The sequence below is a fragment of the Sinanaerobacter sp. ZZT-01 genome, assembly GCF_035621135.1.
In the GTDB taxonomy this organism is placed as follows: Bacteria; Bacillota; Clostridia; order Peptostreptococcales; family Anaerovoracaceae; genus IOR16.
In genome coordinates this window covers 286,167-299,474 of the sequence record NZ_CP141728.1, presented here as the reverse complement: position 1 = coordinate 299,474, position 13,308 = coordinate 286,167, and the positions used below count along the sequence as shown (strand labels likewise).

At 39.3% G+C, this 13,308-nt stretch carries 14 protein-coding genes; 4 read left to right on the top strand and 10 right to left on the bottom strand.

Annotated elements, in window-relative coordinates; genetic code table 11:
* Nucleotides 1-580: 580 nt before the first annotated feature.
* The 9 genes from U5921_RS01500 to U5921_RS01460 form a co-directional block, all read right to left on the bottom strand.
* Complete coding sequence (locus U5921_RS01500; protein WP_324824773.1) at nt 581-877, bottom strand: transposase; 297 nt, start codon at nt 875-877, stop codon at nt 581-583.
* Between the two features lie 132 nt (nt 878-1,009).
* Nucleotides 1,010-1,630 (bottom strand): hypothetical protein, encoded by a 621-nt coding sequence (locus tag U5921_RS01495; RefSeq protein WP_324824772.1) that lies wholly within the window; start codon nt 1,628-1,630, stop codon nt 1,010-1,012.
* A 246-nt stretch (nt 1,631-1,876) separates the two neighbouring features.
* The gene (locus U5921_RS01490; RefSeq protein WP_417765026.1) at nt 1,877-2,206 is read right to left on the bottom strand and encodes a DJ-1/PfpI family protein; all 330 of its coding nucleotides are present in this window, start codon (nt 2,204-2,206) and stop codon (nt 1,877-1,879) included.
* Complete coding sequence (locus U5921_RS01485) at nt 2,151-2,501, bottom strand: hypothetical protein (RefSeq protein ID WP_324824771.1); 351 nt, start codon at nt 2,499-2,501, stop codon at nt 2,151-2,153. Before U5921_RS01485 ends, U5921_RS01490 begins: the two co-directional genes overlap by 56 nt.
* A 277-nt stretch (nt 2,502-2,778) precedes the next feature.
* Nucleotides 2,779-5,289 carry an ABC transporter permease gene (locus U5921_RS01480; RefSeq protein WP_324824770.1) on the bottom strand — a complete coding sequence of 837 codons (2,511 nt, stop codon included), beginning with the start codon at nt 5,287-5,289 and terminating at the stop codon, nt 2,779-2,781.
* Between the two features lie 13 nt (nt 5,290-5,302).
* Complete coding sequence (locus tag U5921_RS01475) at nt 5,303-5,968, bottom strand: ABC transporter ATP-binding protein (RefSeq protein WP_324824769.1); 666 nt, start codon at nt 5,966-5,968, stop codon at nt 5,303-5,305.
* 126 nt (nt 5,969-6,094) lie between these two features.
* Nucleotides 6,095-7,132, bottom strand: coding sequence for a HAMP domain-containing sensor histidine kinase (locus tag U5921_RS01470; protein WP_324824768.1), 1,038 nt, complete (start codon nt 7,130-7,132; stop codon nt 6,095-6,097).
* Nucleotides 7,129-7,809: a response regulator transcription factor gene (locus tag U5921_RS01465; RefSeq protein ID WP_324824767.1), complete on the bottom strand. Its 681-nt coding sequence runs from the start codon at nt 7,807-7,809 to the stop codon at nt 7,129-7,131. Before U5921_RS01465 ends, U5921_RS01470 begins: the two co-directional genes overlap by 4 nt.
* A gap of 4 nt (nt 7,810-7,813) precedes the next feature.
* On the bottom strand, nt 7,814-7,999 hold the full coding sequence (locus U5921_RS01460; RefSeq protein WP_324824766.1) for a DNA-binding protein: 186 nt from the start codon (nt 7,997-7,999) through the stop codon (nt 7,814-7,816).
* 659 nt (nt 8,000-8,658) lie between these two features.
* On the opposite strand from U5921_RS01460, the gene U5921_RS01455 reads away from it, so the two are divergent.
* From U5921_RS01455 to U5921_RS01445, 3 genes are read left to right on the top strand one after another with little or no spacing between them, the layout of a single operon-like run.
* Complete coding sequence (locus tag U5921_RS01455) at nt 8,659-9,102, top strand: helix-turn-helix transcriptional regulator (RefSeq protein WP_324824765.1); 444 nt, start codon at nt 8,659-8,661, stop codon at nt 9,100-9,102.
* Nucleotides 9,103-9,106: 4 nt separating this feature from the next.
* Entirely contained in the window at nt 9,107-10,051 is a 945-nt protein-coding gene (locus U5921_RS01450; RefSeq protein ID WP_324824764.1) for a HipA domain-containing protein, read from the top strand.
* Between the two features lie 52 nt (nt 10,052-10,103).
* Nucleotides 10,104-10,622, top strand: a complete 519-nt coding sequence (locus U5921_RS01445; protein ID WP_324824763.1) for a hypothetical protein — start codon at nt 10,104-10,106, stop codon at nt 10,620-10,622.
* Here U5921_RS01445 and U5921_RS01440 read toward each other — a convergent pair.
* Nucleotides 10,592-12,013, bottom strand: coding sequence for a PLP-dependent aminotransferase family protein (locus tag U5921_RS01440; RefSeq protein WP_324824762.1), 1,422 nt, complete (start codon nt 12,011-12,013; stop codon nt 10,592-10,594). The two genes, U5921_RS01445 and U5921_RS01440, sit on opposite strands and share 31 nt — an antisense overlap.
* A 126-nt stretch (nt 12,014-12,139) precedes the next feature.
* On the opposite strand from U5921_RS01440, the gene U5921_RS01435 reads away from it, so the two are divergent.
* Nucleotides 12,140-13,006 carry a PhzF family phenazine biosynthesis protein gene (locus U5921_RS01435; RefSeq protein ID WP_324824761.1) on the top strand — a complete coding sequence of 289 codons (867 nt, stop codon included), beginning with the start codon at nt 12,140-12,142 and terminating at the stop codon, nt 13,004-13,006.
* Nucleotides 13,007-13,308: the final 302 nt, after the last annotated feature.

Here is a 13,308-nt window from a genome sequence, read left to right as displayed (position 1 = left end):
GGGAGGGATAAATGTGATTGAAAATATAAAACATACAATTTCATTAAAGCTATTGAACTTTCAAGAATAATGGGTTTGATCATGTAACTATTAATGAAATATGTGAAGTCTGCAATATTATAAAGAGGACATTTAATTTTTCTTTAGTCGATGAAGATATAGAAACTATTTTAAAGGAGATAGAAAATGAAACAACATGGCTTGATAAATGCTGGAAAGTTAAGCAAATTCATGTAAAGGGTGCTGCAAATTTAATAAAGAAATATCAAAAAATTAAGTTTATATTGATATGGAACATGAAAATCATATGTTCCGCTTTAGATTAAATGATTTTACTGAAGATTTATCGTATTGTTTTGCATCTGCATTTTTAAGCCTAGCTGTAAACCGGAGTTCAACAGGAGGAGACTATGATCTGGTTGAAACATTAAAAAAATATTTTGATTTAATATATATAAAAACTTGAAACTCTAGATGATGTTTATGCAATATTATTTCAACCATGAGAGATTCAATAAGGAAAAATGGATGTGCTGTAAACTATTAATTATGAGGTATGTGCAGTTCTGAAATCATTTACCTATTTTGCAATTAATGCATTATTGTTAATTCCTTCAGAAAGAGCCAGCTCTTGATATGAAACTTCACTTGATAAATATAACTCTACCACATGAAGCTTATATTCAAAAGAATAACTCTCATTTTTTCTAGAACGAAATAGTCCTTCATCACCGAATTCCTCGTAATAATGAACCCAATTTAAAACTTGACGCCTATTCGTAACTCCATACTTCTCAGCTAGAAACGTATAACCACCTTCTCCTTTTAGATAGGCTTCAACAACCTGCTTTTTAAATTCAAAACTGTATTTTGGCATAATAAAACCGACCTCCAATCATTAGATTCTAGGTCTAACTTTTGGGGGTCGGTTCATAGTACAGTGCCTTTTTTGCGTAATTAGATAGATTTTATTGTGTAGCCTAAAATAAGTTGTGACAAAAGGGTGCGCTTATAGTATACAATCTAAGGATATTTGCTTCCAAAGATTATTAATATTATTACCTTGTAAGATAGTATTTTTAATTAGTTCCTGTGCATATGGAAAGCTCTGTGTTTCTTTTGTTTCTTCGCAATAGATATACCAATCACTATGGCTGTTTCTACTTTCAAAAAAATGCTGTCCATTGTAAGAGAATTCTATCTCTCTACCTGTATTAACAGCTTCTGTAAACACAGCTTTATTATCGTTTAAAAATATATCACTTAGTTCAATAACAAAGAAAGGCACTTGCATATCGGTATTTGCATAGGATTCATTTGCGATGTCATCGTTCCTCATAGTGACACTTACATCACCTATTGCTGTGGTCATTTTTGGTACCGGCAAATATCCTTTTACAGCATAGTAAACCATATATTCTCGCTGTAATAATTCATCTTTAATACCAAGGTCCATAATCTCAAGTGGATAAAAAGGATCTACGCCGAACTCTGATAAGAACGCTATCAGAAGCGAATATTTTTTGGGGAATTCTGATAAAAATAATTTACATTGTTCGCAGTCGCATGGTTCGTTGTATTTATCCCTATATGCGTTTGTAAAATCTTTATCAAAAACAATACCGTCCATAATTTCAAATCACCTCACAAATTATAATAAGCTTATCATATTAAAGCGAGAGCTTCAACGCACAAATTATGAACAGTGGAAAGGGTAAGAAATATGAAAACGGAAATCTGTCCACCGTCCTTTTGCAAGGATACTCGGACTATACTCGGGATGTGATGGTGAAAATATATGAAGACAGTCTTGCACTATCAGCAAGGCTGTCCTCAATTTTTATACGAATGGCATTCTGCTTAAGGAAAAGCTGTATCAAATTTCATTGTTAGATGGCAAAGTTTGCATCAGGGCAAAGAAATGTGCAGGCTTACTGGTGCTAAAATAGAGATACCAGGCCTCCAGTGTTTCTGACTGAAATACATCTAAATACTCAATGATTTGTTTTGCCCACAACAATCCTCCGGCAGAACCTGCAGTAATGAGGTTGTTATCTGCTACAGAGGACTCGTCTATATAAAAACTCTGTCCTTTATAGCAGGGAGAAAACATTTCAAGAAATCCAGCCCCATTACTGGTATGTCGACGATTATCCAAAATCCCAATATTGGCAAGTGCAGCAGTGGCGCCACAGATTGCACCCACCACGGCACCTGCAGAAAGGAATTTGCTGTTCCTGTGCGTTCAGCTTGTCCAAGCAGCGGTAAAGGTAAACAATCTGTTCTGTCTTCAGAACCTCATCCTCAACAGGAGTTATGCTGTCCAAGCTGACAAATTCTATGGATACGCCAGTTTCGATAAATTGCTCCAAAGAGTGTTCGTGCTTGGCAGCTTTGTTTTTCAGGTATCTCTCGTGTTCATATTCTTGATAATAGGCTTTATATACCTCATAGGTGACGGGAACTCGTCTTCTTTTTACAATTAGTGTGTATTCTTTCATATGCTTGTCCTCCAAATTTTCAAAATGTGATTGAAAACGAAGGACAAGAGGTGGTGAACGTGAAATCCCCCAAACTTCACGGGCTTGGAGGGATGATTTAGATATTCAGGCATGAAGAATGACCCGCCAGAGCGCCGTTTTTTTTATTCGGCGGGTGCCACCTGTTATGGTGTAATATTTGAAGAAACAGTTTGTAAAACTTTGAATGCACTTTTATCACATTTGAGGAATTTTCCATGCTTGATATCAAACGATGATAATTGTGATAAAAAACAACTTATTCGAATGCTCTTAGCCGTTCCACTACGGATTTCTTATTTAGCTGTCGGGTCATAATGGAGGAAATGGTGGCACACAACGCCCCCATAAAGACGAGTAGGAGCAAAAAGTTTAACCCAAAGAGAGTCGGATTAAACCCTGTAAACATGGAAGATGATGCCATCGTAACCGAAAGATAGCTTCCTGCCGCCAACATAATCCCTGCTGATATAAGGCAGAGCCTCAAACTGTTTTTGAAAAGGAACCTCCAAAGCTGCTTTTTTGTCATGCCTACAGCCTGAAAAATGAGTATCGTTTTTTTCTGCGCAAGCGTATCAGTAATTAGTGTATTCACCATATTGGATATTCCAATGATACCCAGCACCAACGCCAAGAAAAATCCTAAAATTGTAATAGCAGCTTTGCGATGCGTATAATAGTCTCTGCCCTCATAACGGGAGTCTATACGAAGTTGAACATTATGTTCTTTTTCCAATAAACCCGTGAGTTCCTCTATTTGCTGTCCGTTAAGGCTGTCCTTTGAAATGATCTGTATACTTGATATACGCTCGTCATAATTGGGATATATGGATTGGAAAAGTGTGTCCGGCATTACAATATTGCTGTAAGCAATATTGCCCGTTCCATACTTATCCATTTTCATTATAACGGCCATCACCGTCAATCGCTTTGTTTTATATGTTCCAGATACATCATCGTAAAAAGATAAATCCAGGACATCGCCTGCATGAATTTTCTGGTTTTGATCGACCTGCTGATCGGTTACATTCAAATAATCAACATCCTGATACAAAATATAGCTGCCCGATTTGAATTTTTCTATATCTAGTTGCCCTTCCTGAACTTTTATATAGGCGGCTTCCTGTTCCAGCCTTCGAGCAGGTAAACCACAGATTCCCAGCTTTGTATTTCCGTTCGGTAAGAAATAAACAAAGTTACGGTCACCTTGCACCTGGGCGATTGCATCGATTTCGGCTTTAAGCTTTCCCTCAAGCTTAACCTCCGCTAAAAAATTCTCATACATTCTTTGAGAAACTGTTTCTATCAAATCAGGCATGGTTTTTGCTCGGTATACAATATCAAAGCTTTCTACAAAAGGTAGCTTTTCTATAGAAGAAGGCAGTTCCTTTGAAATGGGCTTATAAGGCTCATTTAAATCCCACATGCTGGCGATATGAACAATTTGAGCCTCGTCTTGATTATACCGGTCAACCATCTTCTCGACCTGATACCCGAAAGCCACGTTGCAAACAGTCAAGAAAATCATTCCGCTCAACGCGAATGAAATAACGGTAAATACTTTATTTTTATGACGGGGGATAAAACGGGCTGCTTCAATGGGGGAATAGGAGGCTGCTTTCCGAAGTGTTCTGGAGCAGCTAATCCAGACCGTAAACCATGAAAACAAGACTGTGAAACACAGTATCAGCCACAAGTTTGGTGCCTTGTAGTAAAGATAGTAATCTGTCATTCGAATGACTTCTGGAGCCAATAACAGGCCTACGCCATATCCGGCTAGAATTCCTAAAAAAATGCCTATACAAGCTAAAAAGCGTATTTGCTTCATGTACATGGACTGGAGCTGTTTTTTCGATGTACCAATGGTTTTCATCATTCCAAACCATCGGATATCCGATGCCAAAGAGATGGAAAAAACATTATGGATTAGAAAATATCCGCTCATCATGATTAGTAACACAAAGAAAAGTAAAGGAAGCACAAGTGTAAATGAGTAAGCAAATTCCATATAATGTCTCGTTTGAACAGAATCTGCATTGACTGCTTCACTCAGATCAGACAATTTATTGAACACATCGCTTTTTAGCAAAAAAGGATTCAAGTTGTTGAGCTTAACATAAATCAAGTTCTGATTTTCAGACAGTTCGGGATTATAAGTGTCAATGAAGCCTTGAGCCGTATAAATTTCTTCATAGACGCTGCTGATATTTGCTAATGGGTTTTTATAGATTCCGCAGACTTCCATAGAGATTTCGGTTTCAAGCTCTTTTCCATCCTGCAATACGACTACCTGTAAAGGAATCTCTGTGTGTAACTCTTGTACGTCCATCTTTTGTGCGAGCGTATCGGAAATCAGAATTTGGGTCTTCACTTTCGGAAAGTCGCCTTTTGCTAAGGTGATATAGTTGTTGGTATAGAAACCCTTATCTGGTGCAAACAGCTCTGTTTGAACACCGGCAAACGCATCATTGTGCAAGGATGTCGTGCTGCATTTTCTTACAAAGTCCGCCCATTCGACCTCTTCCTGCAGCACAGCCTTTTCGTAGACAGCTTTGCTGCCGATCAGTGCTCCGTCTGCGCCCGGCCCCGGTGCCGCTTCGGAGGCTTCATGCATGGTTGTAAAGAAGCTGAATCCGGCCGTTAAGATAAACGAAATCAGAACCGTTGTTAAGAAAATTGCGGTGACCATAATCAGGCTGCGATTGCGATTAGCTTTCATGTTTTTTACTGCAAGTTTCTTTACGATTTTTCTGTTATTATTCTCAAACATTGTTTCGCCCCCCTTACGCCACAATCCGTCCATCTTCAATCCGCACGATACGGTCAGCAAGCTGAGCGATTTCATTGTTATGGGTAATCATAACGATGGTCTGATTGAATTGCTGGCTTGTCATTTTCAGAAGTCCAAGCACTTCCTGACTGGTCTTGCTATCTAGATTCCCAGTGGGTTCATCCGCAAGAATAATCGCAGGTTTGGTTGCCAGTGCTCTTGCAATTGCAACACGCTGCTGCTGGCCTCCGGAGAGGTTGTTAGGTAAGTTGTTCAGCTTTTCTGTCAGTCCCAGCATCTTCACAATTTTATCAAGGAAGATTTTGTCGGGCTTTTCGCCATCTAACTCAATGGGCAGGACGATATTTTCATAAACATTCAAAATGGGTACAAGGTTATAATTCTGGAAGATGAATCCAATATTTCTGCGCCGGAAAATTGTGAGCTGCTCGTCATTCATTTTCGAAAGCTCTTTTCCACCTACTTCTACGCTGCCGGAGGTAGGGGTGTCCAGTCCACCGAGCATATGCAGCAGAGTGGACTTGCCGCTTCCGGATGTGCCGACAATTGCCACAAATTCGCCCGGTTCCACATTCAAGATAACACCATCTAAGGCTTTCACAAGATTTGCATCGGTTCCATATTGCTTTTTCAGTTCATTAGTCTTTAATATGCTCATAGTAAATCCTCCTGTTTTCACTTTATCCTCTTTATTGTACAAAGCAAATGTCACCAAAAAGTTTCATCACAAAATCAATTGTCACAGTTTTGAGACATTTCATTCTGCATAGAAAAAAGACAGCTCTCAAAGCTGCCTTTCATTTGGGAGGAACACCGAGAAAGTGGAACCTTTGCCAATTTCGGATTTCACATGAATGTAACCCCCCTGTTTGGAGATGATTTCACGGCACAGGTAAAGGCCAACGCCGATGCCGCTGAATTCATGTACCTCATCTTCCCGATAGAAGCGTTTGAATATCTGCGCATAATGCTGTTCATGAATGCCTCTGCCTGTGTCAGTGATGTCAATTTTCGTTGCCATCTCCCAACGCTCCACCATCACAGATAACCTGCCGCCTGATGGTGTGTATTTTACTGCATTATCCAGAATGTTAAACAAGGCTTCCGCTGTCCACTTTTTATCATGGGGTACAATGATGGCGGGATTACAGTCCACGGTTACTTCCATTTTTTTTCGATCTGCTGTTCGTTCAATGCCGGAAAGTGCAAGCCCTATGGTGTCATAAATTGGTGCAGGAGAAATGGTGAGGGTTATCACACCTGTTTCCAACCGGGACATCTTCACCATTGCCTGCATCAAAAAATCCAGCTTGTCAATTTGTGATTTCATCCGTTCATGAAACTCTTGTGCTTTCTCTGGTGTAAGCTGTCGCTCCAGCAAAGTGGAATTATACATTTTTAGATTTGCCATCGGAGTTTTTACTTGATGGGAAATGTCGGAAATCATTTCTTGTATGGATTGTTTTTCTTCCTGAACCTGTCTTTTTCCATTTTGCATGATCTCGTACAGGCGCTGGAGTTTATGGTTGAATTTGCCAATCAGTGTTTCCGATTCTAACTCAAAGGTCACATCCTCTTTTCCGCTTACAATGTCATCAATACAGGCATTCAAAGAATCGGAAAAAGCTGTCAGCTTTCCTTTTATCAGACTGATCAAAGTAATTCCCAGCAGAAGAACCAGCAGGGGAAAAATAATAGCCGATCCAAGGATTATCCGGTTTTTGGTATTGTAAAACAAAATGATATAAAAGCATACCATAAGGACAAGAAAAGCAGCACCGACTCCGATATAGATTCCTCTTGTAGATAAATTCTTTTTCATTCCTTATCACCTGCCCATAGGTAACCCATACCGTAAACTGTTTTGATGTATTTTCTATCCCCGTTTTCTATCTTGTTTCTTAAACGATTGATGTTGACGGTTAAAGTGTGTTCATCCACGAAGTTTGCATCTACATCGTACAGCTTTTCCAGCAATAGCTGCCGAGTAAGCAGTACACCGGGATTGCTCGTAAAGATTTTCAGAATTTTATACTCCGTGGGTGTGAAAACGATCGGTTCATTCTTGATGGTTGCTGTCAGCTTGTCGAAGTCTATTACAAGGTCTTCGCATAGATAAAGCCTTTGCGTTGCCGACTCTCCCGACCGCTTCAAAACAGCGGCCACTTTTTTTCTAAAAATATTTATATTGAACGGCTTTGTGATGTAGTCATCTGCGCCTAAATCAAAGCCTTTCATTACGTCGGCTTCCAGATCACGAGCGGTCAGAAATATTACCGGAATATCCCGTTTGGCTTTGATTTTTTTGCACAGTTCAAAGCCATCGACATCCGGCAGATTCACATCCAGAATCACCAGATCAAAGCTCTCATTCGTTACCTTCTCCAAAGCCGCTGCCGCATCATGGGCGGGAATCCCTTTATATTCATCCAGTTCGAGGTTATAGCACAACCCGGAATTCAGCATTACATCATCTTCTACCACAAGAATTCGTTTCATTGTATCACTCCTTTTTTCTGTTTTCTTTCAGCCTACCATCTGCAGGTTTTGAAGCATCCTTTGGTATCGCCCATGCATGACCAAAGCGAACTGCCCCATCAATCCTATTTTCTTCGCAGAGTTTTTGTATTCTGCGTTCTGAAATTTTCCATTTAACTGCTGCCTGCTGCACAGATATATAATCAAGCATTTGTATTCCTCCATGATATATCTTTGCTTAAGTGTATACGGAGAAGCGAATAAAATCAAGATAATAAATCTTAACTTTATCAGTCCGTCCAACCCTCTCACTTTTTCCTTAGTAGAAGTGAGGGGCATTTTTTTATGCTTTCTCTCTCGTTGGAAAGGAGTGTGTAGCCAAGATGAAACGAGGAAACTTTTTTGTCGTACAAAATCAGATTTTTAAATCTTCATTTTCTCCCTGACGGCAGGAGTATTGAGGAGTGTGTGGAGAGCCTCATCGTCTCCAATGCACAGACTCAGGCAACGTAATATTTAGCGGCTTTCGGTATAGCTTTTGCAAGCGTGTTAGGGTATCCTTGTGTTGCAAAACGCAGACCCTAACACGCTGTTTCATATACCAAAGACCTTTCCCGGCTGGGCAGGGATTATGTGCGGTGGATTCTAAATTTTATATGTATAAATGCGGTAACGAGCGATATAACCTTGTGGTTCATGCTCCGACATACAAGGAAAAATTGTTTGGAAAGGCAGGTGGAAGATAATGAATAAGGAAATGGGATAGGGGCATCTTTTGACGGCATGAAATGGTGGTAATTGTTTTTGTCATAGTTGTAATTGCTATTGACGATATATCGGAAGTCCGATATAATGATAGTGGTGATTAAAATGACAATAAATGAATTATTAAAAGAAAAAGGAATGTCCAGATACAGCCTGTCAAAAACAAGCGGTATTGCTTGGGCAACTCTCTCGGATATCTGCTCCGGCAAAACAAGCCTGACACGCTGTAATGCTCAAACCCTTCAGAAGCTGTCGGGGGCACTTGGTATGACCATAGAAGATATATTAGCGCTCACAGTAGAGCCTTCTGAAAGTCAGAAAAACGGAAAACCCAGTGATCGTTCCTACTTGGAAACGAACCTCTCTGCCCATCTCCAAAAGGCAATTAATGATTATGTGCAAGGTGAAAAAGATAAGGTATCTTACATGGACTGTCTGTGGGGAGAGCTGTATGGATCTATCAATGCAGACCTCTGGTCGGGTATCATTTCAGAAGAACAGGCCAATTATCTGAGAACAAAATATCTCCATGGAGAAGAACAGGAGTGATAAAATGATTGATTTTACAACTTGCCAAGTCAATAAATTTAAAGGTTACGGCGGTGCCAACGGAAATAAAATCAATGTGCTATATGACGGTACAAGCTATATGCTGAAGTTTCCGCCGGTACCAACAAAAAGCAAAGTGATGAGCTATACCAACAGCTGTATCAGTGAATATTTAGCCTGTCATATCTTTGAAACGCTTGGATTTACTGTACAGGATACACTGCTTGGAAGATATACGGATAAGAGAGGAAAAGAAAAAATCGTAGTGGCTTGTAAGGACTTTACTGCTGACGGGAAAAAATTGATGGAGTTTGCCCATCTCAAAAACACCTGCGTGGACAGCGAGCAAAGCGGATATGGCACAGAACTCTCTTCTATCATGAAAGCAATTGATGAACAATCCCTTGTGGAACCGCAAAAGCTAAAGGATTTCTTTTGGGATATGTTTGTTGCAGATGCCTTCTTAGGAAACTTTGACCGTCACAACGGAAACTGGGGTATCCTAATTGATGAACAACAGCAGTATGCTGAGATTGCTCCGGTTTATGACTGTGGTTCCTGCCTGTATCCGCAAATGGATCAGACAGGGATGCAGAAAGTGTTGAATGAAGAGAAGGAAATCAATCAGCGTGTTTATGTGTTTCCCACATCTGCTATTTTAGAAGATGGTAAAAAAATATCTTACTTTGATTATATTTCCTCACTGAAAAATGAGGATTGTAATCGAGCACTGAAAAGGATTGCAGGACGTATTGATATGGATGTACTCAATAAGCTGGTGGAAGAAATTCCTGCCATTACAGAGGTTCAGAAAGATTTTTATAAGGTGATGCTAACGGAAAGGAAGGGGAAAATCCTCGACTATAGCATGGAGCTATTGCTGAAACAAGAACTTTCACGTCAAGAACAAGAAAACGCACCTAAGCTGACACAAGAGTTTACGATGTAAATAATAAGATGAAATCACTCACTGCATGGTGAGTGATTTTTGCATTTAGGAGGTGATTATTATTGCGGATCCCATTCTAATTGCCAAAGCAGCCGCTGCGGTTTTATCGAATGGCAAACTCAGAAAAGGGGTGGGGTGGATTATCGTGGCAATCCTTTCCCCTATCATTGTCACCATAGCTTTAATCCTTGAAATTCTTTCAGGAACTGCAAGTCATAACAGCACAGCACTGGAATTATCCTTTAACGGTGGTGCTATATCTGAAAAAGCATCCGTGGAATTCAGAATGCATATTGAAGACATGCGTTACAGCTTTAGCTTGCTTGACTATGATATTAAAAGTATTAACAGCAAAACAGAAGATAACGAAAGCCTTGATTCGGTAAGAGTTAAGGCTGTTTTTTATGCTCTGTATTTCGGCGATGAACGCCCATCCCTAATCAATACTCTGCAGTTTGCAGACTGCTTTGTCGTTTATGAACGAAGAACTCGCACCGTTCTACTGGGTTTTATCATTTTTCTAATCCTTGTTGTGTCAGATTACTTAAACCATACATTACTGAGTAGATGAATGGCCTCGTTAAACTCGCTAATATCCATACCACCAAAACCCAGTAAAATCAATGGGCATTCTTCAAGCGGATTTCCTAACCAATATTGAGTTGTAGGATATACTCGAATTCCAGCTTTTTTTGCAATTTCAATCAATTCTTTTTCTGTATAGTGGGTTTTAACCCGCAAGAGAATGTGAAGACCTGCTTTATTTCCTATAATTTCTACCCGACCATTCATATACTTTTGAATTGCTTCAGATAGGATGACAAATTTTTTTGAATAAATGTTTTTCATTTTACGTATGTGCTTTTCCCAAGCACCTTCTGCAATAAAATATTCTATAGCCTTCTGTTCAATAATTGGAACAGTTTGTTCAAGAGAAGTGAATAATTCTTGATACTTTACGAATAGAGTCGGTGGCAACACAAAAAAGCTGGTTCTTACAGAAGGAAGCAAAGAACTTGAAAAATTATACAGATATACAACTCGCCCATTCTCATCATGGCTTTGGAGACTGGGGATTGGATTTCCGATATAACTGAATTCACCCTCATAATCATTTTCAATAATGATGCCATCATTTTCATCAGCCCATTTTAAGAGTTCTAATCTCTTTGAAATGGGCATAATCATACCGGAAGGAAATTGATGAGAAGGGGTTACTAGCGCCAAACGAATAAAACTGTCTTTTAATTGATTAATGTTAATTCCAGCTGAGTCCAAGGATATGGGCACCATCTCATAGCCATTTGCACAGAAAATAGTTCTAGCCCCAATGTATCCTGGATTCTCTACAGCTACAGAATGGTGTTCATATTTCAACAATTTACAGATTAAGTCTAGAGACATTTGCGTTCCGGACGTGAGGATGATTTGTTCAGGCGTACACTTCACCCCTCGTGCATTTCTAATGTATGAGGCGATTTCCTGCCTAAGTGATAGTTCCCCTTGACGATGACCATAATTCAGTCCGTCAGACTTCGAGCTGGTGAGCCACTGAGTAACAGATTTTTTCCAGATTGAATATGGAAAGTTATTTTGATCGATTTGCCCATATTTGAAGTCATATCTAACGGAAGGATAATCATTGGTTTCGTTCGATTCGACAGATGTTAATAAGGCACTATTTATTTCTTTTGGAGTAAACATATGTGCACGTATATCATCGGAAACATAGTATCCGCTCTTTTTTTTGCTGACTAAATAGCCTTCAGCCAGTAATTGCCCATATGCGGTATCAACGGTATTGCGGCTTATTCCAAGGTGAGAACATAGGTTTCTAGTGGAGGGGAGCTTAGTTCCAGCAGCAAGATACCCATTAGAAATCTCTGCTTTAATGTATTGATAGAGTTGTTGATATTTTGGTATGCTTTTTTTTAAGTCAAATTGAAATGTAAATTCATACATATTATACTTCTTTCTGGCACTATTATAATTTTAAATTCTGGCACTTTATATGAGCGCAGATTCGCGATATAGTATTAAGTATAACATTACCTAGGGTAAAATTAAATGTTTTTTAGGAGGAAGAGTATGCTCATAAAAGTGTTTACAATGAACTCATTTGCAAAGACACAAGGCGGTGGAAACCCTGCTGCAATTGTCTTAGATGCAAACGATCTAACGGATAATGAAATGCAGAAATTAGCTGAGAAAATAGGCTTTTCAGAAACAGCCTTCATTACAAAATCGAAATGCGCAGATTTTAAAGTCCGATTTTTTACACCCGTTGAGGAGGTGGATCTTTGCGGTCACGCAACTGTTGGAGCATTTTACCTAATGGCTGAACGTGGAATACTTATGCCAGGCAATTATAGTCAAGAAACAAGAGCTGGAGTCTTAAATGTGGAAGTTATGGATGATCATCTAATCATGATGGATCAAGCGCTACCTTGTTTTTATGAAGTCGTTGATAAAGCTGAGATTGCAGACTCACTAAACTTAAGGATTGAGGACCTTGCAGAGGATATTTTTCCTCAAATTGTTTCAACGGGTATGCGTGATATTATGGTGCCAATACGGAGCTTGGAAATTCTAAATAGAACTGTGCCAGATATGGTGAAAGTGGCTAAGATGAGTAGAAAATACAATACAATAGGTTATCATCTTTTCACTCTTGAAACACTTGGTGGAACAGCGCATTGTAGGAATTTGGCTCCGCTCTATGGTATTCCGGAAGAGTCTGCCTGTGGGACTGCAAATGGCGCTTTAAGTTCATATCTGACTCATCACGGTAGACTTAGTATAGACCAGGCAAAAAACATAGTGATGGAGCAGGGGTATACTATGGAAATGCCTTCTGAGATTCTGGCATCAGTAGAAATGGATGATGGAGAAATCATTAGAGTTCGTGTAGGTGGAAAGGCAATTGATATTAAGGAACTAGAGGTTGAATTATAATTTGCCATATGAGACTGTGGAAAGGTGGTATGTATATGAGATCTTTGAGAATATTGAATGACGAAGTAGTAAAGAGTGTGTTAGAACCCGTTTTCAAGAAAAATAACCTTCCACCGAGGAACCAGTGGGTCTTCATGACATTATTTTTAAATACTATCATTTGCCAAGCAATATATGCAGGGAATATCATCTCCCCATAGATTCCCAAAATAGTTAGAAAGGCTACTGCATCGCCATCACCTTCATTTTTCAGATCTTCATTTGCCGCTTCAATAAGAAATGGAGCAAGTACTATAGGTTGA